Raw genomic sequence first — 22,981 nt, forward strand, 5'->3', positions numbered from 1 at the left:
CTCTTCGAGTCCGCGTCAGCGAATCAACCCTCCACTACGTAGTATCTGCTCGGCCTGTCGCAACACAGGCGCATCGACCATCTGCCCCTCGAAGCGAAATACTCCGCGCTCTTCGGCAGCGGCCGCAACCACCCGGTCAGCCCAATCGATCTCTGCCCGAGTAGGTGCAAAGGCCTCTCGAATTATCGATAACTGCGACGGATGAATAGCAACCTTCCCGTCGAATCCGACGGCCACGGCATCCTCCGACTCGGCCGTCAAGGTAGCGATGTCGCCGATATCGAGCACCACCGAATCGAGGGCGAACACACCACGCGCCTTGGCTGCAAGCAATGTCGTCGACCGAACATGTTGTGCCACATCGCGGTACGTACCGTCAGGGAATCGGCTCGACCTACCGCCCAATGCTGCGATCAGGTCCTCGGCACCCCACATCACCCCGATCGAATTACCTGCGCCGAGGCTGTCGAACACAGCGACGGCGCCTTGCGGTGATTCGACGAGTGCAATCACCTCGTACGGCGCGGCCGCATCGATCTGAGCCGAACTTTCGCACTTGGGCAGCATTATTCTGCGATACGACGTCTGGGCGAGTGCTGCCATATCCAGGTCGAAGTCGGCAGTGCCGTGCGCGTTGACTCGGACGACGGTGAACGCCGGGTCGAGAGGGGTGGACAGCAACGATTGCCTGGCTTTCGGCTTGTCACCGGCAGCGACAGCATCCTCCAGGTCGATGATGACGACGTCGGCCCTCTGCGCAGCCTTTTCGTAGCGTTCCGGTCGATCCGCCGGACAGAACAACCATCCGGGCCCCGGCGGCACCCACGTCACGACGCGTCCTCCGCGGGCCGGAGCCGGACGAGAGTCTTGCGGACCGCCGTCGCCACGACGTCGCCGTGTTGGTTACGTCCGGTGTGGGCGAAGGTGACGATGCCCTCTCCGGGGCGAGATTTCGATTCGCGCTTGTCGACGATGAGCGTCTCCGCATACAGCGTGTCCCCGTGAAACATCGGCTTCGGGAACGTCACCTCGGAGAAACCGAGGTTGGCCACGATCGTGCCCTGCGTCAACTGCGCTACCGAGAGGCCGACGACTGTCGACAGGGTGAACATCGAGTTGACCAGTCGTGCGCCGAACGCTGTGCCCTCACTGAAGGCCGCGTCGAGATGCAACGCCTGGGTATTCATCGTCTGCGCCGTGAAGAAGGTGTTGTCGGCCTCGGTGACCGTTCGGCCGGGCCGGTGTTCGTAGACGGTGCCGAGCTCCATCTCCTCGAACCACAGTCCACGCTGACGCACACGCTTGTCCGTAGTCATAGTCCGAGCCCTCGTGCGATGAGCATCAACTGCACTTCGGTGGTCCCTTCGCCGATCTCGAGAATCTTGCTGTCCCGATAGTGCCGAGCAACGGTGTACTCGTTCATGAACCCGTATCCGCCGTGAATCTGCGTGGCGTCGCGCGCATTGTCCATTGCTGCTTCGGAGGCAACCAATTTCGCGATCGAAGCCTGCTTCTTGAATGGCTTTCCCGACAACATCAGCGCGGCCGCATCGTAATACGCTGTGCGGGCTGTATGTGCTCGCACTTCCATCCGCGCAATCTTGAATGCAATGGCCTGATTTCGTCCGATCGGTCCACCGAACGCTTCTCGTTGCTTGGAGTACTTCACGCTTTCGTCCACACACCCTTGCGCAACGCCTACCGACAGTGCGGCGATGGCGATGCGTCCCTCGTCGAGAATGTGCAGAAAGTTGGCGTATCCGCGGCCCTGTTGGCCCAAGAGATTCTCGTACGGAACCCGGACGTCGGTGAAAGACAACGGATGTGTGTCGGATGCATTCCAGCCCACTTTGTCGTACGCCTTCTCCGCTACGAAGCCCGGAGTCGACGTCGGAACCAGGATCGATGAAATCTGCTTCCTTCCGGTCACCTCGTCGACACCGGTCACTGCGGTGACGGTGACCAGTTCGGTGATGTCGGTACCCGAGTTGGTGATGAACTGTTTGCTGCCGTTGATGATCCATTCGCCGCCGACGAGTTTCGCGGTGGTCCGTGTCCCCCCTGCGTCGCTGCCTGCCCCGGGTTCGGTCAACCCGAAGGCCGCGAGCGAGCTTCCACTCGTCAATTTGGGCAACCATTCCTGCTTCTGCTCGTCGTTACCGAAGCGGTAGACCGGCATCGCGCCGAGGGAGACTCCAGCCTCGAGCGTGATGGCGACACTTTGATCCACCTTCCCCAGCTCTTCGAGGGCAAGACAGAGCGCAAAGTAGTCGCCGCCCATTCCGCCGTATTCCTCCGGGAACGGCAGGCCGAACAAGCCCATCTCGGCCATGCCGGCAACGACCTCGTACGGGAACGAGTGCTCGGCATCGTGTTTGGCCGATACCGGCGCCACCACCGACGTGGCGAAGTCGGCGACACTCGCGATCAGCTGCTGGTACTCGTCGGGAAGGTTTCCGGTAGCAAGGTGATCGGTCATGACTTTCCTTCTTCCACTTCGGTTCTCGGGGTCACACGGGCAAGAGGTTGATCGACACGAACCTGCTCTCCCACTACGACAAGAAGTTCCACCGTTCCACCGATCGGTGTTGTCATTGCATGTTCCATTTTCATTGCCTCGACGACGACGATCGCCGAGCCTGCCTCCACGGTGTCACCGCTCGATACACCTACGGCAATGACGGTTCCCGGCATCGGGCTGGTCATGTCGGCAACTCCGGAGTGGCTGTCTTCACCACGAACACTGGTCTCTTCGACTGATGTGACGGCCCACGTACCGGCCGGTGATGACACCCAGACAGTAGCGTCGTCTTCGGCAAGCCGAAAGCGCGATCGCACGCCGCCGCGCAGCATGGCCACGTCTCCGTCGTCGGCACGAGTGAACGACATCGGTTGCGATTTACCGTCGTCGACCGCTACCCATGCCTCCGACAAGGTGCCGCTCACATGCACATGCACGGTCCGTGTTCCCGATGACAGTCGATAGGTCACAGGCTGGGCTCGGCCACCGATTCGCCAACCGCTCGGGACCGACCACGGTTGGGCAGGGTCCGACGCCGTCCACAGTGACGACCACAGGTGGACGCCGGCGACCACGAGAATGTCGTCCGGAGCAGGCGCTGCCTCGAAATCCGCCAACCTGCGATCGAGCAATCCGGTATCGAGTCTTCCTGCGACGACATCGCTGTCCGCCAACAGGAACCGAAGGAACTCGATATTGGTCACAATGCCCAACGCGGCGGTGTCGGCGAGCGCTCGATCGAGGGTATCGAGCGCAGAAGCTCGATCGGGGCCGTGCGCGATCACCTTGGCCAACATCGGGTCGTAGTCACTGCCGACGACGGACCCGACTCGAAGGCCCGAGTCGACGCGAACAGCTGAAGAGGCTGACGGTTCCCGAAGCGAGAGGACAGTCCCTCCGGTGGGCAGGAATCCTCGACCGGGATCCTCGGCGTAGACACGAGCTTCGATCGCATGACCGGTCAGGGTCACCTCGTCCTGCCGAATCGTGAGCGGTTCACCGCGTGCGATTCGAACCTGCCATTCGACAAGATCGAGCCCGGTGACCATTTCCGTCACCGGATGCTCGACTTGAAGTCTGGTATTCATTTCCATGAAGAAGAACTCGTCGGGACGATCCGCCGACACGATGAATTCCACGGTGCCCGCGCCCGTGTAGTCGACACTGCGGGCGGTGTCGCACGCCGCCTTCCCTATGCGTTCGCGTGTTGCCTCGTCCAGAAGCGGCGACGGCGCTTCCTCCACGACCTTCTGGTGCCTGCGCTGCAGGCTGCATTCGCGCTCACCGAGGTGCACGACGTTGCCGTACTGATCGGCGAGTATCTGCACTTCGATGTGCCTGGGCCGCAGGACGAACCGTTCGAGGAAGAGCGTGTCGTCGCCGAACGAGGAGGCCGCCTCGCGTCGTGCACTCGCCAACGCACCGGCAAGCGCTCCTGCCTCCTCGACCAGTCGCATGCCCTTGCCGCCGCCGCCTGCCGACGGCTTGACCAGGATCGGATAGCCGATGTTCTGGGCGGCATCGAGGAGGTCCGCGTCGGAAAGTCCTGGACGAGCGATACCGGGCACTACCGGGACATCGAATTCCGCCACTGCGCTCTTGGCCGCGATCTTGTCGCCCATCACCTCGATTGCGGCAACGGGTGGACCCAGGAATGCCAGTCCGGCAGCCTCGCAGGCCGCAGCGAATTCGGCGTTTTCCGAGAGAAATCCGTAACCCGGATGGACACCCTGCGCACCGGTGCGGTGCGCGGCTTCTACGACCTTGTCTATCGCGAGGTAGCTCTCACGCGCCGAGGCTGGGCCGAGGCGGACCGCCGTGTCTGCCTCACGGACGTGCCGCGCATCGACGTCGGCGTCACTGAACACCGCAACGGATCGAATACCCATGCGCCGCAACGTTCGAATGACGCGAACCGCGATCTCGCCGCGATTGACTACCAGCACTGTGTCGATCTGTCTCGTCATCACAACTCACATCCGGAAAACGCCGTAGGAGACCGGCCCGAGCGGCGCGTGAGCGCTCGCCGACAGAGCAAGTCCGAGAACAGTTCTGGTGTCCGCGGGGTCGATGATTCCGTCGTCCCACAATCGCGCGGTCGAGTAGTAAGGGTTGCCCTGCGATTCGTATTGCTCTCGAATCGGCGCTTTGAACGTCTCCTGCTCTTCGCCGGACCATGGCTTGCCGGCCGCATCGAGTTGTTCACTACGCACCGTGGACAGTACCGAGGCTGCCTGTTCACCGCCCATGACGGAGATACGAGCGTTCGGCCACATCCACAGAAAGCGCGGGGAATAGGCGCGGCCGCACATCGAATAGTTGCCCGCGCCGTATGAACCGCCGATGACGACGGTGAACTTTGGGACCCGGGCGCACGCGACCGCGGTCACCATTTTGGCGCCGTGCTTGGCGATGCCGCCCGCTTCGTAGTCTCTGCCGACCATGAAACCAGCGATGTTCTGCAGGAACACGAGTGGAATGCTGCGTTTGTCGCACAATTCGATGAAGTGCGCGCCCTTCATCGCCGATTCCGCGAACAGCACGCCGTTGTTGGCAATGATTCCGACCGGATGTCCATGCAGATGCGCGAACCCGGTGACGAGCGTCTTGCCGTACTCCGACTTGAACTCGTCGAACTCCCCGCCGTCGACGATGCGGATGATGACTTCGCGAACGTCGTACGGGATGCGCGAGTCGATCGGCACCACGTCATAAAGGTCTTGCTGATCGACGGTGGCATCGCGGGCCTGCAGTATCGGCCACGATGCCGCAGGAATCGGCCCGAGAGTGCCAACGATTCGACGCACTCGGCGCAGTGCGTCCCGGTCGTCGTCGGCAAGGTAGTCGGTCACCCCGGATACTTTCGAATGCAGGTCACCGCCCCCGAGCTCCTCGGCTGTGACGACTTCACCTGTTGCTGCTTTGACCAGCGGCGGTCCCCCGAGAAAAATCGTGCCCTGATTCTTGACGATGATGGCTTCGTCGCTCATCGCGGGAACGTAGGCGCCGCCCGCCGTGCACGAGCCCATGACGGCCGCGATCTGTGCAATACCTGCCGCGCTCATCGTTGCCTGGTTGAAGAAGATCCTGCCGAAGTGCTCGCGATCGGGAAACACCTCGTCCTGCCGCGGAAGGAATGCTCCACCTGAATCGACGAGGTAGATGCAGGGCAGTCGATTCTGCGCTGCGATCTCCTGCGCGCGCAGGTGCTTCTTCACTGTGAGCGGATAATAGGTGCCGCCCTTGACGGTCGCATCGTTGGCGACGATGACGCACTCACGGCCGGACACTCTGCCGATTCCCGCGATCATTCCGGCGCCCGGGCACTCGTCGTCGTAGATTCCGGAGGCTGCCAGCGCGGCGATCTCGAGAAAGGGGCTGCCGGGATCGAGCAACTCGTTCACACGATCGCGCGGTAGTAGTTTGCCTCTTGCTACGTGTCGCTCGCGGGACTTCTCGCTGCCTCCGAGTGCAGCGCGGTCCAGCTTCTCGCCCAGTTCTTCGACAAGTCTCTTGTGTTCGAGCCTGTTGGCTTCGATATCGATCGCCATAGTGGTGCCACTCCCTGACCGAACTTTGGGTTAATCATCACTAACCGAAATTAATAGTAAACTCTGATTAACTGAGTTGTCCAGTATCGAACCGGAGGCGGAATCTCACCATGAGCGCAGCGTCGCCGCCTGCCGAGTCGAAACCGACGATCCGCGAGCAGCGCAAGGCCGCACGACGCATCGAGCTTCTCGATGCAGCTGCCGAACTGTTCGCCGAGCGCGGCTACGCAGCCGTACGGCTCGAGGATCTCGGCGCCGCAGTCGGCATCAGTGGACCTGCGGTATATCGCCACTTCCCCAACAAGGAAGCAGTCCTCGTCGAGTTACTGGTGGACATTTCCGACTACCTACTGGCCGGTGGCCGACGGGTCGTGCGGGACGCCACTGACGCGTCCGGCACGATCTCCGAACTGGTCGACTTTCACCTCGACTTCGCACTGAGTAAGCCGGCGTTGATCCGAATTCAAGATCGCGATCTGGCGAATCTGCCGACATCCGCTCGACGCGATGTCCGGCGCAAGCAGCGTGAATACGTCGAGGTCTGGGTCGGTGCACTCCGCGGATCCGACCCGAAACTGCACGAAGGCGATGCCCGTACCAAAGCGCACGCCGTGTTCGGTCTGTTGAATTCAACCCCGCACAGCATCGGCCGGAGCATGTCTCGCCGATCGCGCGAAGTGCTCAGGGAGATGGCAAACGCCGCGCTCGGGGCATAGTAAATTCGGGACGGCCTCTGTCCGAAGAGAAGGCCGAAGCCATGTTCGCCCTCGATACCAAAACCCGTCGCACGACCATCTTGGCATCCCTGGCTCGATTCCTCGGCCCGTCGGCTTTCGATCCCGTCGTGTACTACGAGTCGGATTGGGGCTCGGAAGAGTGGACGCGCGGCGCTGTCCGGATGTGCGAGCGCACGGTCGCCGCCATCATCGCGCAACTCCGAACGTAACGCGGGTCCGTGAACGGCCCGATTGCTCAGTCGCGCCTTTCCAGCTGGATCGCTTGCACCAATGCCGGCAATCCGACTGCTGCAGTGGTACGCCAGCGGTGGTCGGCCATATCCGATATCTCCGTCTCCACGGGGTTGATCTCGACCACAGTCGCGCCACAGCTGCGTGCCATTGCCGGCAGCCCAGCGAACGGGAAGACGGCGCCGGACGTCCCGACGACCAATACGAGATCAGCGCTTTCGACGGCGTTCACCGCTGACGCCCACTCGGACTCCGGCAGCGGTTCGCCGAACCACACTGCTCCCGGACGCATAGGACCCCCGCACTCCGGACACGGCGGCGGCGGAACCCGCTCCGTCTGCTCCTCGGTCGGCTCGTATGCAGGCTCGGAGTGAACCCCGCATTCGGAACAGCGTGGATCGAACAAACTACCGTGTACATGCGATATGACCTTGGAGCCTGCGCGCTCGTGCAAATCGTCGACGTTCTGGGTAGCGATGTCGAGATGCGAACGCTGTTGCCACGTTGTCAGTGCGAGATGACCGGCGTTCGGCTGCGCCCGGCGGACAAGCTCGGTGCGCCACTGGTACCAACCCCACACCAGATCACTGTCGCGTGCCCAACCCTCCGGGCTCGCCAGAGCAGCGGGTTCGAAGTTGGACCACAGTCCAGTTTGCGCGTCGCGGAACGTCGATATCCCGGATTCGGCCGACATTCCAGCGCCCGTCAGGACCGTCACCCGCGACGCACTACGCGCGAGTGTGACTATGGCGCTTGGCAGCTCGACATTGTTCATGGTGGCTAGTGTGCCATGGCATACCGACTGGCATCTGGATGGTCTCGGCAGGGATCACCGTGCCTACTGAGGCCCGTACCCGCGAACGAACCCCAGCGACCGATGAGACCGAGCTCGACCGAAGAAAACCACCGAACCGGACGAAAATAGTATTGTGCGACAACACATTACAGCTTTCCGACCAAGCGGCACGTTACCCGTCCGTTACTTTTGTGATTATTCCGTTATCCAATGGGTTGCAGAGCAGCTACTTCCCTGCTTCATGCTTGTTTCAGCACGATCTGAAACGAGGAGTGGGCATGAACTACGCAACGCTCGACGAGGATTCCCAACGCATGAACCTGATCCCCCAGGTGCATCATCGCCTGGTCCTCGGTTCCGCATTCGGGGCGATCACGGCCGCCGCGATCGCATTGTCGCTGGGCGGACACGCCCTCGCACTGATGATAGGTGCTCTTGCACTTGGCATCGTCGGTCTCCTCGCCGCCACCCTCTGATCTCTCCGGCCCGACACAGCATGACTCTTCACTACTCCCCCATCTGCAGACTCGACGATGACGCCATCGGCGGTGTGAAGATCGATCTGGACGAGCGCATCGGCGGAATGGACGAGTTCGACGATGCGCTGCCCGGCGCATCGAGTGCGGCGGTCGACAGCGCCGGATGGATCACGCCGTTGCTGATCGGCAATGGGATAGCGTCGGACGCTTGCGGGACGTTCGTGGTGAACGAGAGTTCGATGGTCGACAACCCGGCGAAGACCTTGCTCGCGGTCGAGAAGGCCAGAGCACGAAACAGCATAATTGCGGTCGACGACGTCGGCGGGCAGCTCGCGTCCCTCGGAATACTGCCTCTGATCGAACCTGACCTCATTGTTTTGTCACCTGAGATGAGCGCTTCCGATCTCGACCCGCATGTAGCCAGGGCCACCCATGTGCTCGCGGCCCAAGCCGAGCGGACCGGCGCAGTGATCGTCGCCAGTGGTGTCGATTCCGAAGCGCATCGCGTCAGAGCACTCGGACTGGGGGCAACCTTCGGAATCGGTTTGCTGTATCCACCCATGTCCTCACCCAAGTCGCTGTCGGACAGCACTTCTCGCGCCATCCTCGCGTCACACACCTGGAGTACTCCTGACGCCGACTCGTCGTCGCCGTTCGCGATCGCATCTGCCGGTCGTGTTGTGACCCGAAGCCCCAAGAACCTGCTCGTCGCGATGAGCACGCACATCGAATGGCAGGCGTCGATGGCCGGACCGGAGACCTTGATACTCGGAACATTTCAACACGATCGACATTTCCGAGGCAATACGAAGGACCGCTGGCAAGCGATGGCCGAACACAGCGCCTATACCGGCGTATGCGGCGTCGGGATGGCAGACACGTCCGATATCCACATCCACCGAGCATCCCTCGACCCCGCCGACGGTATGACCGAGGAATGGAACGTCGTGGTTCTGGGGGCTCACTTCTGCTGTGCATTGTCCGCACGAGAGATGAACTCCGGGGACTCAGGACCGGACCGGAAGTTCGACTACGTCATCTCACACGATCGCTGCACGGTTGTTCGCTGCGCCAAGGCCATTCTGCAGAGATTCGATGGCTCCGCGGTGGTTCGAGTGCCAGGCTGACCTTCACCAGGACAACCACGGCTCCGATTGGGACACCTGCACACCTGCTGTCGCGGCGGGGATTCGACGCACGCCGAACAACGAGTCCATCAACTCCGATTCACTCCGTCCGGACTCTGCGACCCAACGGCGGCTTCGATGTAGAGCTCGCGACGTCCACACCGTCACTGCGGCATCGTCGATTCCACTACTACTGCTATCGCCGGCGAAGTCGACTTTCACACCGCCAGCAGCGCCTGGCCCCACCTCGGCACACAACCGCCGCAACGAGTCCTCGCCGAACACCACCCGACCGGTCACCTCTACGAGAAATCGACACCGCGCACGTATCCAGGCATCGGGTTCACCGAGATGGACCCTCGAATCACCCAGTCCCAGTTCGTGATAGAGGCTCGAGGCTCTGTCGCCTACGATCCAGACACCACAGTCCTCTGCTGCACCGACCGAAGATGCGATCGTCACCGACAACGACGCCGCGCTGTGTGAGTCCGACGCTACGATAACGACACAGTCCGGAACGCGGTATCGAAGCCCCGACCTTCTGGCCGCAGGGTCGGTGATCAACGGTGCAAGTTTCAAGGCCTCGGTATTCTTGGAGTCCGTCCGTGCCGACACGGATCGCTCGGCCCAGTCGGGGCCGTCGTGCCAGGCAACGGCTGAGCGTTCGTAGGCGAATACGGCGCCCGCCATGAAGGCGCGGTTGGCGAACTCCCAGTCCTCCCCTCCGTACTGCACGAAGGACTCGTCGAAACCTCCGACGGCATCGAACAGTGAACGCCCACAGGTCATCACTGCGCTGATCATGTACTTGTACGCGTCCCATCCTGGGTGCAGGAGATCCGCTGTCCGATCGTAAGCCTCGACCAGCCAGGCTCGTTCGGTCACCGCGGACGAAAAATGTTTCCGCCTCCCGACCACCAGCGCATCGGGAAGAATCGAGGGCAACCGTGTTGCCGCGCATATGTAGTCGGGCGTCGGCACGGTATCTGCGTCCAGAAAACACAGAACAGAACCACACGAGGCGGACACCCCGAGGTTTCGTGCGGCAGCCGCTCGAAATCCTTTGTCTTCCTGTCGGACGGTCATGATGTTCAACTGTTCGCCCCATCGATCGATGGGCGGCGGCTGCGAGGATCCGTCGTCGGCAACGACTACTTCGAGTCGATCCGCCGGGTAGGTCTGCTCGGTCAACGCAGCCAAGACGAGGGACAGCTGACTCGGTTGGTCGTAGTAGGGAATGATCACGCTGACGACGGGATATCGCGACGGGCCGTGCACACGATCCCACTCGTTGTCGGGCACCAACACCCTGCCATCGCCGATCTCTACGATGCCGGTCACGTGGACCAACGTCGGAGAATCGCGTCGTAGGTGTTCGCCACCTCGGCAGGCGACGAGGATGGAACGACAGAATGGTGGGTCCAGGTGTCGGCGGGGTTCTCCGTAGCAGTCGCGAGCGCCGCATCGAGTGCACCGTCGACGTTCTCGTACATAGTGAGCACTCCCGGTGACCGACGGTTCAACTCTTCGATGTATCTGGTCCGCGGTACGAGTGGGCGCCGCCCTGCCGAGATCCAAGTATTGATCGATCCCGATGCCGAGAGGTGTCGATGATGGGCGACTGGAACCGTGACCTCCCACATACGTTGCCGAAGTTCGTCGTCGTCTACAAATCCCGTGACGAGACACTCCCGCCCCGATACTGCTGCCTCGGTATACAATTCATCGACCAGATACTCGTGCCCCGGGGACGGCATTCCCAGAGCTGTGAACCCCACGGAAGTAGGCAGCGTCTGCATTGCCCGCATCGTCTCGATGTGGCCTTTACCTGGATAGAGGAAGCCGAGCACTCCGACAGTCCGTGCAACTGTCGGCGGTACTCGCTTCGGTCTCACCGGGCCGGCAATCATCAACGGTACTACCGCGATCTCGACGAGTGAGTCCGCATCGGGATGCACGAACTCGTGCAGCAACTGCGCTTCGTGTTCGCTCGACACCACCACTCCCACAACGAGGTCGAGAACAGATCGATAGAATGCGACCCGGTCCGACATCGACGGTCCATCCGAGGGCTGCGGAAGGTCGTGCAACGTAACCGAAACGGGCCCTCCGATTGCTGCGATCAATTCTTGCAGAGCGGTCAGCGCGTACCGGGGACTACTGCCGAACAACCTGTCGGTGACATGAATATGGACCAGAACGCACTCGGGTACCTCGGTTGCCTCCGAACCAGAGGAACGAATCAGACAGTGCTCGAGACCTTCGGCCCGGGCTGCGTCGTACACTGCCTCGCCGTACCGGACGACGCCATGCGTTATGGGACCTACGGCCAGATGACACACCATGCCGGTCATGTCGGCAAACCGAGGAGATCGATCAGTGAGTCGTATCGGCTCAGTGCAGCATCTACGAACTCAGGATGGGCTGCGTACCAGGACATCTGCTGGTGGTGAATAGTCTTCTCCTCCACTACTACTCCATCGACAATCCATGGGCGCCGCACCACTGCATCGAGGCCGAGAGCATCGATCACACGTCGCTCCAGCGGCGCTCGGACGACGCCGAGTAGTTCGCGATCGAGCAGAGACGGACCTGCCGGACCTGCCGGACCTGTCGGACCGAGAGCGTCGAGGATACGACGACCGAGCTCGATCAGGACCGCGTTGCCCGGGTGGTTGACGGTGTGCGCGGCAGCGCTCCCGAGCGGGCGAAGAACATCGGAGATCGCGACGTCGCAGTCGCGTCGCTCACGTCGGTCCAGTTCCGCGACGCTCGCCTGCGCGGCATCGACAATGGCTGCCGACGAGACTTCGAGATCCCACTCCTCGAATCTCACTCTGCCGTCGCGGGCCGCCAGCACGGTACGAAGGTCGTGGTACGGCACACCAGGAGGTACCGCCGAGGGATCGCTGGGGTGGCGAACGATGATCTGCCACGGATACAGCCCGGAATAGCGGATGACCGGCCAGATGAGCCGGGTCGTGATGGACGGGGCCATCTCCGTGAGGTCTGCGGTGCCGATGGGCAGCTCGCGGTAGCCGGCCCGGACAGGTTGCGCAATCAAGATCCGAGTCTGCTGCAGCAGACGTTCGACATGCGGAGTATCAGTGGCAGTCAACTCGTGAACGGGCGGCACGCGGACGGTGCGAAATGGACTGTTCGGTGAAGACGCAAGCACGATACGTAGCGCTTCCGCCTGGCAGTTACCCCAGACGAGCAGCACAGGACGGGCATCCGAGGTGTCGGAATCGACACCGTAGAAGCTGCCGTAATGCAGGGTTCGACCGTCCGCGGTCACGCGCTGTAGTATTCTTTTGTCACGTAAATACACTCCCTCTCGAGCAGCCGGGCCGGGTTCGACACTCCCCCGTATATCCACTCTGCCGACAGAGGAACCCTCAATCTTGATCACCATCGCCTCGGTGCCTACCGACCACCGATATATCACCAATCTTGCACCGGACACCGTGGACATGGGTGAGCCGGCCTGTTTCCGACTTCCCGATCCGCGGCCGGTCGACGCCGAGGAGACAGACGTCCGGTGGTGGCCTCCCCGGTGGCTCGAACCTCGATGGCTGACCGAGCACATCGATACGTTCGACGTGTTCCATCTTCACTTCGGGTTCGACGCGGTCGAGCCTGCGCGACTGATTGCAATCGTCGATATTCTGCGTGCGCACGACAAGCCTTTGGTGCTCACTGTGCACGATCTGCACAATCCACACTTCGCGGACAACTCCTTGCACCTGGCACAACTCGACATTCTCGTGACTGCCGCGGACAACGTCATCACTCTCACCGACGCCGCTGCCGCGGAGATCACTGCACGATGGAACACCTCTGCCACTGTGTTGCCACATCCTCATGTCGCTCCGCTCGAACTGATCGGAGCGGCGCGAGCGGAGCACGAGCAGGAGTTCGTCATCGGGATTCACGCGAAGAGCCTCCGCGCAAATCTCGATCCGCTGGCGGTCATGGACGTCGTAGTCTGCACCGCAGCAGAACTCGGAAACACGCGGGTGCAACTCGACATCGATGAAGAGGTATTCGCCCACCGTGACCAGCGGGGAGCAGTGGGTGCAGCGTTGACTGCGTACAACCGATTCCGCAGCGTCGACGTTCGGGTGCATCGCCGCTTCGACGACACCCAGTTGTGGCGCTATCTGAGAGAGATCGATGTATCGGTCTTACCGTATCGATTCGGCACGCACTCGGGCTGGCTCGAAGCATGCTACGACCTCGGAACCGCCGTCGTCGCCCCGGACTGCGGATACTATGACGATCAAAAACCCTGTACTACATATGAGTTCGGGATAGGCCGATTCGAACCAGATACTCTTGCGCAGGCACTGCGGGATGTCCACGCCGCCCGAAGCAGGACTCCTGCCGCGTCCAGAGTCGAACGGGAACGCGAACGCACCATGCTCTCCCGAAGACACTACGAAATCTACGAACGCGCGCTCTCGCGCAGTAGCCGCATCCTGATCGGAGCCCGCTGATGCGACCATTACGCATTGCGCTGCTCGGTTCGTCGAATTTTCCTATCGCCGAACCGTTTGCCGGTGGTATGGAGGCGCACATCTGGCAACTCGCCCACACCCTGACCGAACGCGGCCACTTCGTGACGCTTTTCGCTGCAGAAGGGTCTTCGGTCGAGGTCACCGGCGGGAATCTCAGGGTCGCACAACTGGAACTGAGTGCGATTTCCAAAGCCGACATCACCACACCCGCGCGGGCAGTGAGCGAGCATCACGCGTATCTGTCGGTGATGATGGATCTGGCGGGCGACTTGCGGGACTCCTTCGACATCATCCACAATCACAGCCTGCACTACCTTCCCATTGCCATGTCTCGGGCAGTGCAGACGCCGATGCTCACCACGTTGCACACTCCCCCGTTCGCCTGGCTGGAGTCGGCGATCGCTATCTCGGCGAGTCCTGCGACATCGTTCGCCGCGGTCAGTGAACATGCCGCTCGCCAGTGGGCACCCGTGCTCGGCGAGGTTCACATCGTCCCCAACGGCATCTCGACGCAGCGGTGGCCGGAAGGACCCGGTGGAGATTACGCCGTCTGGTCCGGCCGCATGGTGCCCGAGAAGGCGCCCCATCTTGCTATCGATGCTGCGCGTATCGCCGGAGTTCCACTTCGCCTCGCCGGACCTGTCTCGAATACCGAGTACTTTCGGGACCACATCGAGCCACACCTCGACGACTCGGTGTCCTACGTCGGTCATCTCCGTCAGCGGGAGCTCGCGACACTCGTCGGTGGCGCCGCAGTCGCTCTGGTTACTCCCGTCTGGGAAGAGCCCTACGGCCTGGTCGTCGCCGAAGCCTTGGCGTGCGGAACCCCCGTCGCCGCTTTCGACCGTGGCGGGATTCCCGAGATTCTCACCCCCGCCTGTGGCCGTCTCGCCGCCGCGAATTCGGTGAAGGATCTGGCAATTGCCCTCGTCGACGCCACAGCACTCTCGCGAAGCGAAGCCAGGGCCCGTGCCGAGACTGCATGCTCGGAAACTGTGATGGTGGATCATTATTCGAAGCTTTACGAGCACATGATCAGTGAGACGACGGCTCGGCGCGGTGCGGCATGATCGGGTACTACGCGCATCATCATGGAGCGGGGCATGTGACTCGTGCGGCATCGATCGCCGCTGAGCTCGAAGAACCGGTGACCGTACTCTCTTCGCGCCCGCGCTCCGCCGAACACGCTCACCTCGACTGGTTGACGTTGCCTCTCGACGTGGACACGACAACGATGGGTGATCGGACTTCCGATCTCGACCCGACTGCATCGGGGGTGGTCCATTGGGCACCGATCGGCGTCCAAGGGCTCACCGAACGTATGGCGATGATTGCTGAGTGGGTCGCACGAACACGTCCACGACTCGTGGTCGTCGACGTGTCCGTCGAAATAGCCTTATTCGTTCGATTGCTCGGAATTCCTGTCGTCGTTGTCGCTATGCCTGGTGATCGAACGGACGAGCAACATCAGCTGGCTTATCGGATCGCAACAGCAATCATCGCCCCGTGGTCCAACAACGTGTACGACCCGGCTTCGCTACATGCCTTTTCTACGAAGACCACCTACGTAGGCTCGATCAGCCGATTCGCCGGGCGACCACGCACTCAGAACACGACAACGGAACCGAATGTCTTCGTCCTCGGGGGCGCGGGCGGGACGTCACTGACGAACCAGGATATCGCCGGAGCCGCCGAACTCAACTCCGAATACACCTGGACGGCAGCGGGACTCGATACACAAACCTGGATAGAGGACGTATGGCCACACTTGTGTGCGGCCTCCGTGGTCATCACACATGCCGGACAGAATGCACTCGCCGACGTGGCCTCCGCTCGAGTACCTGCAATCGTCGTGCCCCATGATCGGCCCTACGGCGAACAGGACGCCACCGCTGACGCACTCGCCGCGGCAGGAGTGGCCGTCGTCGCACCGTCGTGGCCTTCCCCCGATCGTTGGCGGGCTCTGTTGGCCGAGGCGGTACGCCTGGGGTCGGAGGGCTGGCTTCGCGTCGAAGCGTCCGGTGCCGCCTACCGCGCAGCTCGATTGCTGTCCAAGACAGCCGCCGTATGAAGACATCGGTGATCACCGTCGTGTCGGGGCGGCACGAGCATCTTCGGGGACAACTGCGTGGGCTCGCGCAGTCGATGCTCGAACCCGATCAACACATCATCGTGGCCATCGACGACGACGAGATCGCTCGTGTCGTCGCGGACACCGAGAGCACGGCGCAGGTGGTCGACGTCGCCGCACCTCGAGGCAGGCTTCCGATCGGGCAGGCTCGAAACGAGGGCGCCCGAGTGGCATCGAACGGCGGAGCCGATCTTCTCGTCTTTCTCGACGTCGACTGCATTCCGTCACCCGAACTGCTTACGCGCTATCACGATTGCGCAACACAGCCCGAACACCGCACATCATTACTCTGCGGACCGGTCACATACTTACCGGCTCGAACCTCGGCGTGGGCGGTCGAGGAGTTGCACGCCCACAAAGACCCTCATCCAGCGCGTCCGAATCCGGCTGCGGGAGTCATCGAGACAGGCCAGAACTACGACCTTTTCTGGTCACTGTCCTTTGCTCTGTCCACCGACACCTGGAACCGTATCGGCGGATTTCACGTCGAGTACCTCGGATACGGCGGCGAGGACACCGATTTCGCTGCTGTAGCTCGCTCGACCGGAGTCGGGTTGCGTTGGGTCGGCGGCGCGCATGCTTACCACCAGCATCACCACGTCTCCTCGCCCCCGATCGAACACCTCGACGACATCGTTCGCAATGCGGCTCTGTTCCATCGCCGTTGGGGACGGTGGCCGATGGCAGGGTGGCTGGACGAGTTCGAGCGTGCGGGCCGCATCGTGCGCAGTCCCAACGGATCCATCGGACGCATTGCATGAACCACTCGAAGACGGGGTAAGCCGTGAGTGCTCTGCTGTGAACGCAGGTGCCCACACAAAATGCGAGGGTCCGTACCGATGATCCAAATGATCGACACCGGCGCGTCGGCACCAGCCGCGCGAGCTGTGACAACCAAGCGGGAATGGGCAGCAGACCTCAGTACCCAACGGTTGTACGCGCTGCTCAAGCTACGCGTAGAGGTGTTCGTGGTGGAACAGGCTTATTTCCATCCCGAGCTCGATGGCGAGGACTTACGCTCGCTGACCAGGCATTTCTGGCTCGAGCGTGACGACGAAGTGCTGTGCACGTTACGACTGACCGAAGCGGGAAATGGACCCGATCGGGTATTGCGTATAGGCCACATGTGTACCCGACGCTCCGAACGCGGGAAAGGCCACACCACGCGCCTTCTCCAGGCCGCCTTGGCCGATGTCGGCTCGGCCAGATGCCGAATCGATTCGCCGAGCTATTTGGTGGACATCTACACCGGGCACGGGTTCGTTCCATGCGGAGACGAAATCCTCGACAACGGTGTCCCCGTCGTCCCGTTGGTACGAGATTCCAAGTGAATGTGGAAGTTTCAGTCGAACTATCCCCAGCGTGCGCTGCTCGACCGGGTAGATTGGACTCGTACGCGCAGTAGCGCACTGGTGAAGTCCGCTTCCCGACGATATTGATGCTGTACCCCTGAAGGATCTGGACGCGAGAGAGTCGAGAACAACATGCAGTGGTGGGGATGGGTTATCGTGGCCCTGGTCGTGATTGTGGCGCTCGTGGCGCTCGTGCTGGCTGTTCAGGCCAAGCGCCGATCCGGCGGTGTGATCATCACCGGTCGGCCTGGCAAGACCGGAAGGTCGAGGAAGCCATGATCGAGCAATTGATGCGGTCCAGTGAGATCGCCAAGCGTCCGGTCGTGACTTTCACCGGCGAAGATATTTCGCAGATCAAAGACATCATCTACGCCCCCGACGGCGGGGCAGTCGCCGGTTTCACTCTCGCCGGTCGCGGATTGTTCTCCGGACCCCAGAAAAAGGTGCTTCCATGGCGATCCGTCGCGGCACTGGGGCCCGATGCCGTGATGATTCTCCGCGAGGACATGCTTTCTCCCGCAGGCGAAATGTTTCCCGCTCCAGACTCCGGCGACGACACTCCGCAACCCTCGCATGAACGGCGCGGTGACATCCTCGGCTCCACCGTCCTCACAGACTCCGGTACCGAACTGGGCACCGTTACCGACGTCATCATCGAGGTCAGTGGCCGCTACGGTGGAAATTGCGAAGTAGTCGGCTACGAGATCAAGTCCTCGGAGTCGATGAAGAACAAGGGCACCACCGTGCTCATCCCTCTGCCCGACACACTCGCCGCCTCCGGGGAACACCTGATGGTGCCCGCCAGCGCCACCGATTTCGTGCGTGATGATCTCGCCGGGTTCGGTGCTGCCGTCGACGCATTCCGCGCGCAATTGGGGGGTAAGAACTGATGTTGTTCTCCGAGTCCATCGGCCGCAAAGTGGTCAGCACAACCACCGCCGACACGGTTGGGACCATTGCCGGGTTCTTTATCGATCCCCACAACCGCACCGTCGCCGGGGTTCATCTCAAGAAGGCCAAGTCCGGGAATGCGCTCGCGTGGTCGGGAATTTCCGCGTTCGGAATCGATGCCGTCACCATCGGATCCTCGGATGCGATCGTCGATGCCGACGACGAGGCCTCACTCTCGGCGCTGGAAGGAAAGACCCACAACGTCGTCGGAAAGCGAGTACTCAGCACCGGTGGTGTCGAGCTCGGAAAAGTCGACGACGTCGATTTCGATACTGAGACGGGAGCGATCACCTCGCTCATCGTCGGTGCCGAGCAGATCGAAGGACGCGCCCTTATCGGGGTGGGGTCGTACGCAGTGATCGTCGACCACCTACAGCAGTGAATAGGGGCCTCACATGTATGAGAGGCCCCTATTCATGTACGAATACGACAGGGAGTGTCAGCTGCCTTCGGTATCGCTGACGAATGCCCACTCCCCGTCGTGGTCGACCTCGAGCCGCCAACCCAACTCGGAGTTGTCGGCCTTCTGGTCGATGAACCAGGCGTGTGCGTCGTCCGCGCTGTCGATGTCTTTGGTTTCGACGACCTCGCCTTTGGGATCCAGAACTCTGTAATTTGCCATATCTGCAAGTACCCGCGATTCGCTCGAATTCAAACGTGGTTTGTCACCCGGGGTCCGGGGTAAATCAGAGCAATGAACGACGCCAGCCCCACGATCATCAGCAGGCCGTACCCACTCGGTGCATCTCTCCTTCCAACGGGCGGGGCCGATGTGGCCGTGTACTCCGAAACCGCCGACTCCATCGCCGTCGTTGTCGTCGACGATAAGGGCACCGAAGTCTCCTCGACCACGCTCGATAGCCGAACCGGCCATGTATTCCACGGGATCGTCGAGGATCTGACAGCAGGTTCACGGTATGGACTGCGGGTAGAAGGACCATGGGATCCCGAGTCCGGTCTACGCCACAATTCGCACAAGCTCCTTCTCGACCCCTATGCGAGAGCGATCGCCGGCGGGGTCGAGTGGAACGAGTCGGTATTCGGCCACCACCACGACGAGCCCGACACTCGCAACGATGACGATTCCGCGGCGTCGATGCCGATGTCGGTGGTCACGGCGTCCGAGTTCGACTGGGGCAGCGATACTGCACCTCGAATTCCGTTGGACCGCACAGTGGTCTACGAAGTCCACGTCAAGGGTTTCACCGCAACGCATCCCGACGTGGAGGAGTCCATCCGCGGAACCTATGCAGGGTTGGCCCATCCCGCAGCGATCGCCGAGCTTGTCGAACTGGGCGTGACTGCCGTCGAACTGCTTCCCGTCCATCAATTCGTCCAGGACTCCCACCTCCTGGAAGCAGGCCGTCGAAACTATTGGGGATACAACTCGATCGGCTTCTTCGCCCCGCACAACGAGTACAGCAGTGCCGGAGACACCGGCGGCCAGGTCGATGAATTCAAGGCCATGGTCAAAGCTCTCCACAATGCCGGAATCGAAGTGATCCTCGATGTGGTGTACAACCACACAGCCGAGGGAAACCACCTCGGACCGACGTTGTCGCTCAAGGGAATAGACAACGGATCGTACTACCGATTGGTCGAGGACGACCGAGCGTCCTACTTCGACACCACTGGAACGGGCAACAGCCTCAACGTCGGCCACCCAGCCGCGCTGGCTCTCATCATGGACTCCTTGCGTTATTGGGTTACCGAGATGCACGTCGACGGATTTCGATTCGATCTTGCGAGCACCCTGACCCGGCAGGATTCCGATCTGGACAAGCACAGCGCGTTCCTCGATCTGGTTCACCAGGATCCGACGCTGGCGCCGGTCAAGCTCATCGCTGAGCCTTGGGACACCCATGGATATCAAGTGGGCGGATTTCCCGCTCGCTGGTCGGAATGGAACGGCCAGTTCCGCGACGACGTTCGAGACTTCTGGCGCGGTGAGCCCGGATCGTTGGGTGCCTTCGCGCAGCGCATCACCGGTAGCCCCGACGTCTACGAGGCCAGCCGTCGGCCGACATTGGCGAGTATCAACTTCATCACCGCGCACGACGGTTTCACCCTCGCGGACCTCAACAGCTACGACGACAAGCACAACGACGCCAACGGCGAGAACAACGAGGATGGCGAGTCCGACAACCGTTCGTGGGGTTGCGGAGCGGAAGGCCCAACAGAGGACGAGGGCATCCTTGCCCTACGCGCGCGGCAACAACGAAATCAACTAGCGACGCTGTTGCTGTCTGCCGGCGTGCCGATGATCCTCGGTGGCGATGAAATCGGAAGATCGCAGCAGGGCAACAACAACGCCTACTGCCAGGACAACGAGCTGTCGTGGTTCGACTGGGCCAGCGCCAATCTCGATCTTCGCAACTTCACCCGCGAGCTCCTACGGGTGCGCCGAGAGCATCCGGCACTGCGTCCGAAGTGGTTCCGGCACAACAATGACAGCAATGCCGAAAACTCGGTGGACTTCTACCGGGCGGATGGCGCCAAGCTCGGCGCGGAGGATTGGGAGGACGGCACCGCATTGTCCATGCTCGTGCGCATGACGGCGCCCGAGGACGACACCACCTTCGCCTGGCTCGTCAACTCTTCCTCCGGCCCGGTGGACTTCTCACTGCCGGAGGGAAAGTGGGCGCAGAGTTTATCGAGTGACCCCGATCAGGCCTACGAAAGCGAAGGCCCGACAATTTTGATTCGTGAGCATTCGTTCACCCTCCTGGCAGCAGAAGACTAGAAGGCGGGACCTAGAACCACTCGGGATTCATATCCAGGGTCGTACGGTCCAGGGACGTCAAGAGGTCGAATTGGGGGCCTGTCTTCGGTAGTTCGTAGCCGAAGAAATAACGTGCGGCTTGACGCTTGCCGTCGTAGAAGGCACCGGTCTTGCCTTCGACGGCGGTGAGCTGTTCGAGCCACATCCAGGCAATCACCACATGCCCGACTGCTTCGAGATACACGGTCGAATTCGCCAGTGCCACCGCAGGATCACCCTTCGACCACAGCGCTGCAGTGACCTCGACCGTGCGGTTCCATGCCGCTTCCAGTTCATCGGCGAACCGCGCGGTGTCGAGGCTCAGCGGCCGGGCCCGTCCGACGGTGTCCGAAATTTTGGAACCGAGGAGCACCACCCCTGCCCCTGCCTGCATGGTTACCTTTCGGCCCAGCAGATCGAGCCCCTGGATGCCGTGCGTCCCCTCGTGAATCGGATTGAGTCGATTGTCTCGGTAGTACTGCTCGACGTCGTAGTCACGGGTGTAGCCGTAGCCGCCGTGAATCTGGATCGCCAGACTGTTGGCCTCGAGGCACCACTGTGACGGCCAGCTCTTCGCGATCGGCGTCAACACATCGAGCAAGAGGGTCGACTCCGCCTTGATCGTGTCGTCGGTCGTCGAATCCTGCTCGTCGACGAGCCTGGAACAGTAGAGACCGAGCGCAAGCGCTCCCTCCACATACGACTTCTGTGCCAACAACATTCGCCTGACGTCAGGGTGCTCGACGAGCGGCACGGCAGGAGACGACGGATCTTTCGACCCCAGCGGCCGACCTTGAGTTCGGACCTTCGCATACTCGAGCGACTTCAGGTATCCGACGTAGCCCAACGAAATCGCCAGGAACCCGACCCCGATTCGCGCCTCGTTCATCATGTGGAACATGTAGGAGAGACCGCGATGCTCCTCGCCGACGAGGTAGCCGAGCGATCCGTCGAAAGCGAGAAGGGTGTTGGTTGTCCCCCGGTTGCCCATCTTGTGGTTCAAACCGACGAGAGTCACCTCGTTGCGCTCCGCGTTCGGCAGAAACTTGGGGACGATGAACAACGAGATGCCTTTGACTCCCGGTCCCCCACCTGGGATTTTAGCCAGCACGAGGTGAATGATGTTCTCGGTGAGTTCGTGGTCGCCGGCCGAGATCCACATCTTGGTTCCGGTGATCCGGTAGCTGCCGTCGTCCTGCTTCTCGGCCCGGGTGGTGATGTCTGCGAGCGAGGAACCTGCCTGCGGCTCGGAGAGGCACATCGTGCCGAAGTACTTGCCCTCCAACATCGGACGCACGTACTCGTCGATCTGCTCGGCAGTTCCGTACGTCGAGATGAGATTGGCATTCGCGACGGTCAGGAACGGGTAGGACGCCGTCGAGGCGTTGGCCGCCTGGAAGTATGCCATCGATGCGCGAGCGACCGTCGTCGGCAGTTGCATCCCGCCGACGCTCTCGTCGAACTGGCTTGCAATGAGCCCGGCCGAGGAATAGACGTCCAATGCGGCCTTGACCTCGTCGATCATCTCCACCGAGCCGTCCGGGCGCATGGTCGGCTCGTTCGCGTCGGACTTCTTGTTGTGCGGTTCGAAGTGCTTGTGCGCGATGTCTGCGCATAGGTCCAGTACCGCGTCGAACGTCTCCTTCGAGTGTTCGGCGAACCGTGTGCGGTCCGTCAGCGATACGACGTCGAGCCACTCGTAGAGCAGGAAGTCGAGATCGCGGCGAGAGAGTACGTCGGTCATGGCATGCCTCGTGTCGGAAGTCGCGGTGGGAACTATGCAAATGCATATTTTCTATGCGTCTGCCTATACTCGACCCGGCA

At 61.6% G+C, this 22,981-nt stretch carries 23 protein-coding genes and 1 pseudogene; 13 read left to right on the top strand and 11 right to left on the bottom strand.

Features of this window, described 5'->3' with window-relative positions:
- Positions 1-15 precede the first annotated feature (15 nt).
- From BJI47_RS17470 to BJI47_RS17490, 5 genes are read right to left on the bottom strand one after another with little or no spacing between them, the layout of a single operon-like run.
- The gene (locus BJI47_RS17470; RefSeq protein ID WP_088944925.1) at positions 16-831 is read right to left on the bottom strand and encodes a CoA ester lyase; all 816 of its coding nucleotides are present in this window, start codon (positions 829-831) and stop codon (positions 16-18) included.
- Positions 828-1,316 carry a MaoC family dehydratase gene (locus BJI47_RS17475; RefSeq protein WP_088944926.1) on the bottom strand — a complete coding sequence of 163 codons (489 nt, stop codon included), beginning with the start codon at positions 1,314-1,316 and terminating at the stop codon, positions 828-830. The genes BJI47_RS17470 and BJI47_RS17475 overlap by 4 nt, the downstream gene beginning before the upstream one ends.
- Positions 1,313-2,479 carry an acyl-CoA dehydrogenase family protein gene (locus BJI47_RS17480; protein WP_088944927.1) on the bottom strand — a complete coding sequence of 389 codons (1,167 nt, stop codon included), beginning with the start codon at positions 2,477-2,479 and terminating at the stop codon, positions 1,313-1,315. The genes BJI47_RS17475 and BJI47_RS17480 overlap by 4 nt, the downstream gene beginning before the upstream one ends.
- Entirely contained in the window at positions 2,476-4,488 is a 2,013-nt protein-coding gene (locus BJI47_RS17485) for a biotin carboxylase N-terminal domain-containing protein (protein WP_088944928.1), read from the bottom strand. The genes BJI47_RS17480 and BJI47_RS17485 overlap by 4 nt, the downstream gene beginning before the upstream one ends.
- Before the next feature lie 6 nt (positions 4,489-4,494).
- The gene (locus BJI47_RS17490; protein ID WP_088944929.1) at positions 4,495-6,072 is read right to left on the bottom strand and encodes a carboxyl transferase domain-containing protein; all 1,578 of its coding nucleotides are present in this window, start codon (positions 6,070-6,072) and stop codon (positions 4,495-4,497) included.
- Positions 6,073-6,182: 110 nt separating this feature from the next.
- Here BJI47_RS17490 and BJI47_RS17495 point away from each other — a divergent pair, with 110 nt between their 5' ends.
- Together BJI47_RS17495 and BJI47_RS17500 are read left to right on the top strand one after the other, a co-directional pair.
- The gene (locus tag BJI47_RS17495) at positions 6,183-6,788 is read left to right on the top strand and encodes a TetR/AcrR family transcriptional regulator (RefSeq protein WP_088944930.1); all 606 of its coding nucleotides are present in this window, start codon (positions 6,183-6,185) and stop codon (positions 6,786-6,788) included.
- A gap of 17 nt (positions 6,789-6,805) precedes the next feature.
- A pseudogene (locus BJI47_RS17500) lies at positions 6,806-7,018 on the top strand (FAD-dependent oxidoreductase); the annotation flags it as partial.
- Between the two features lie 26 nt (positions 7,019-7,044).
- Here the strand turns inward: BJI47_RS17500 and BJI47_RS17505 are convergent.
- Positions 7,045-7,815 carry an NAD-dependent deacylase gene (locus BJI47_RS17505; RefSeq protein WP_088944931.1) on the bottom strand — a complete coding sequence of 257 codons (771 nt, stop codon included), beginning with the start codon at positions 7,813-7,815 and terminating at the stop codon, positions 7,045-7,047.
- 299 nt (positions 7,816-8,114) lie between these two features.
- Here BJI47_RS17505 and BJI47_RS24175 point away from each other — a divergent pair, with 299 nt between their 5' ends.
- Entirely contained in the window at positions 8,115-8,312 is a 198-nt protein-coding gene (locus tag BJI47_RS24175) for a hypothetical protein (RefSeq protein ID WP_176224934.1), read from the top strand.
- A 20-nt stretch (positions 8,313-8,332) separates the two neighbouring features.
- A complete protein-coding gene (locus tag BJI47_RS17510; RefSeq protein WP_176224935.1) occupies positions 8,333-9,442 on the top strand; it encodes a DICT sensory domain-containing protein in 1,110 nt (369 codons plus the stop codon).
- Between the two features lie 3 nt (positions 9,443-9,445).
- Here BJI47_RS17510 and BJI47_RS17515 read toward each other — a convergent pair whose 3' ends face one another.
- Genes BJI47_RS17515 through BJI47_RS17525 form a run of 3 tightly spaced genes read right to left on the bottom strand, consistent with a single transcriptional unit; the run spans position 9,446 to position 12,740 of the window.
- Positions 9,446-10,783, bottom strand: a complete 1,338-nt coding sequence (locus BJI47_RS17515) for a glycosyltransferase (RefSeq protein ID WP_254900663.1) — start codon at positions 10,781-10,783, stop codon at positions 9,446-9,448.
- The gene (locus BJI47_RS17520) at positions 10,780-11,796 is read right to left on the bottom strand and encodes a hypothetical protein (protein ID WP_088944933.1); all 1,017 of its coding nucleotides are present in this window, start codon (positions 11,794-11,796) and stop codon (positions 10,780-10,782) included. The genes BJI47_RS17515 and BJI47_RS17520 overlap by 4 nt, the downstream gene beginning before the upstream one ends.
- Complete coding sequence (locus tag BJI47_RS17525; protein WP_254900664.1) at positions 11,793-12,740, bottom strand: WcbI family polysaccharide biosynthesis putative acetyltransferase; 948 nt, start codon at positions 12,738-12,740, stop codon at positions 11,793-11,795. Before BJI47_RS17525 ends, BJI47_RS17520 begins: the two co-directional genes overlap by 4 nt.
- Positions 12,741-12,846: 106 nt before the next feature.
- Between BJI47_RS17525 and BJI47_RS17530 the strand changes: the two genes are divergently transcribed.
- From BJI47_RS17530 to BJI47_RS17560, 8 genes are all read left to right on the top strand, one after another.
- On the top strand, positions 12,847-13,941 hold the full coding sequence (locus BJI47_RS17530) for a glycosyltransferase (protein ID WP_088944934.1): 1,095 nt from the start codon (positions 12,847-12,849) through the stop codon (positions 13,939-13,941).
- Entirely contained in the window at positions 13,938-15,032 is a 1,095-nt protein-coding gene (locus tag BJI47_RS17535) for a glycosyltransferase (RefSeq protein WP_088944935.1), read from the top strand. The genes BJI47_RS17530 and BJI47_RS17535 overlap by 4 nt, the downstream gene beginning before the upstream one ends.
- Positions 15,029-16,033, top strand: coding sequence for a glycosyltransferase (locus BJI47_RS17540; RefSeq protein ID WP_088944936.1), 1,005 nt, complete (start codon positions 15,029-15,031; stop codon positions 16,031-16,033). The genes BJI47_RS17535 and BJI47_RS17540 overlap by 4 nt, the downstream gene beginning before the upstream one ends.
- Complete coding sequence (locus BJI47_RS17545) at positions 16,030-16,854, top strand: glycosyltransferase family 2 protein (RefSeq protein ID WP_088944937.1); 825 nt, start codon at positions 16,030-16,032, stop codon at positions 16,852-16,854. Before BJI47_RS17540 ends, BJI47_RS17545 begins: the two co-directional genes overlap by 4 nt.
- A gap of 87 nt (positions 16,855-16,941) precedes the next feature.
- A complete protein-coding gene (locus BJI47_RS17550) occupies positions 16,942-17,424 on the top strand; it encodes a GNAT family N-acetyltransferase (RefSeq protein WP_088944938.1) in 483 nt (160 codons plus the stop codon).
- 177 nt (positions 17,425-17,601) lie between these two features.
- Positions 17,602-17,724: a hypothetical protein gene (locus BJI47_RS24760; RefSeq protein ID WP_254900665.1), complete on the top strand. Its 123-nt coding sequence runs from the start codon at positions 17,602-17,604 to the stop codon at positions 17,722-17,724.
- Positions 17,721-18,335, top strand: a complete 615-nt coding sequence (locus BJI47_RS17555; protein WP_088944939.1) for a PRC-barrel domain-containing protein — start codon at positions 17,721-17,723, stop codon at positions 18,333-18,335. Before BJI47_RS24760 ends, BJI47_RS17555 begins: the two co-directional genes overlap by 4 nt.
- Entirely contained in the window at positions 18,335-18,778 is a 444-nt protein-coding gene (locus BJI47_RS17560) for a PRC-barrel domain-containing protein (protein WP_088944940.1), read from the top strand. The genes BJI47_RS17555 and BJI47_RS17560 overlap by 1 nt, the downstream gene beginning before the upstream one ends.
- 57 nt (positions 18,779-18,835) lie before the next feature.
- On the opposite strand, the gene BJI47_RS17565 is transcribed toward BJI47_RS17560, so the two are convergent.
- Positions 18,836-19,018: a hypothetical protein gene (locus BJI47_RS17565; RefSeq protein WP_088944941.1), complete on the bottom strand. Its 183-nt coding sequence runs from the start codon at positions 19,016-19,018 to the stop codon at positions 18,836-18,838.
- Positions 19,019-19,090: 72 nt separating this feature from the next.
- Between BJI47_RS17565 and glgX the strand changes: the two genes are divergently transcribed.
- The gene (glgX, locus tag BJI47_RS17570; RefSeq protein WP_088944942.1) at positions 19,091-21,139 is read left to right on the top strand and encodes a glycogen debranching protein GlgX; all 2,049 of its coding nucleotides are present in this window, start codon (positions 19,091-19,093) and stop codon (positions 21,137-21,139) included.
- A gap of 10 nt (positions 21,140-21,149) precedes the next feature.
- On the opposite strand, the gene BJI47_RS17575 is transcribed toward glgX, so the two are convergent.
- Entirely contained in the window at positions 21,150-22,901 is a 1,752-nt protein-coding gene (locus tag BJI47_RS17575; protein WP_088944943.1) for an acyl-CoA dehydrogenase, read from the bottom strand.
- Positions 22,902-22,981 lie beyond the last annotated feature (80 nt).

This window comes from Rhodococcus sp. 1168 (assembly GCF_002091955.1).
GTDB lineage: Bacteria > Actinomycetota > Actinomycetes > Mycobacteriales > Mycobacteriaceae > Rhodococcoides.

What these genes read in the sequence shown, in the direction of transcription:
- BJI47_RS17475 (WP_088944926.1), bottom strand. Translation starts at nt 1,316, where the DNA reads ATGACTACGGACAAGCGTGTGCGTCAGCGTGGACTGTGGTTCGAGGAG.
- BJI47_RS17480 (WP_088944927.1), bottom strand. Translation starts at nt 2,479, where the DNA reads ATGACCGATCACCTTGCTACCGGAAACCTTCCCGACGAGTACCAGCAG.
- BJI47_RS17485 (WP_088944928.1), bottom strand. Translation starts at nt 4,488, where the DNA reads ATGACGAGACAGATCGACACAGTGCTGGTAGTCAATCGCGGCGAGATC.
- BJI47_RS17490 (WP_088944929.1), bottom strand. Translation starts at nt 6,072, where the DNA reads ATGGCGATCGATATCGAAGCCAACAGGCTCGAACACAAGAGACTTGTC.
- BJI47_RS17495 (WP_088944930.1), top strand. Translation starts at nt 6,183, where the DNA reads ATGAGCGCAGCGTCGCCGCCTGCCGAGTCGAAACCGACGATCCGCGAG.
- BJI47_RS17505 (WP_088944931.1), bottom strand. Translation starts at nt 7,815, where the DNA reads ATGAACAATGTCGAGCTGCCAAGCGCCATAGTCACACTCGCGCGTAGT.
- BJI47_RS24175 (WP_176224934.1), top strand. Translation starts at nt 8,115, where the DNA reads ATGAACTACGCAACGCTCGACGAGGATTCCCAACGCATGAACCTGATC.
- BJI47_RS17510 (WP_176224935.1), top strand. Translation starts at nt 8,333, where the DNA reads ATGACTCTTCACTACTCCCCCATCTGCAGACTCGACGATGACGCCATC.
- BJI47_RS17520 (WP_088944933.1), bottom strand. Translation starts at nt 11,796, where the DNA reads ATGACCGGCATGGTGTGTCATCTGGCCGTAGGTCCCATAACGCATGGC.
- BJI47_RS17540 (WP_088944936.1), top strand. Translation starts at nt 15,029, where the DNA reads ATGATCGGGTACTACGCGCATCATCATGGAGCGGGGCATGTGACTCGT.
- BJI47_RS17545 (WP_088944937.1), top strand. Translation starts at nt 16,030, where the DNA reads ATGAAGACATCGGTGATCACCGTCGTGTCGGGGCGGCACGAGCATCTT.
- BJI47_RS17550 (WP_088944938.1), top strand. Translation starts at nt 16,942, where the DNA reads ATGATCGACACCGGCGCGTCGGCACCAGCCGCGCGAGCTGTGACAACC.
- BJI47_RS17555 (WP_088944939.1), top strand. Translation starts at nt 17,721, where the DNA reads ATGATCGAGCAATTGATGCGGTCCAGTGAGATCGCCAAGCGTCCGGTC.
- BJI47_RS17560 (WP_088944940.1), top strand. Translation starts at nt 18,335, where the DNA reads ATGTTGTTCTCCGAGTCCATCGGCCGCAAAGTGGTCAGCACAACCACC.
- BJI47_RS17565 (WP_088944941.1), bottom strand. Translation starts at nt 19,018, where the DNA reads ATGGCAAATTACAGAGTTCTGGATCCCAAAGGCGAGGTCGTCGAAACC.
- glgX (WP_088944942.1), top strand. Translation starts at nt 19,091, where the DNA reads ATGAACGACGCCAGCCCCACGATCATCAGCAGGCCGTACCCACTCGGT.
- BJI47_RS17575 (WP_088944943.1), bottom strand. Translation starts at nt 22,901, where the DNA reads ATGACCGACGTACTCTCTCGCCGCGATCTCGACTTCCTGCTCTACGAG.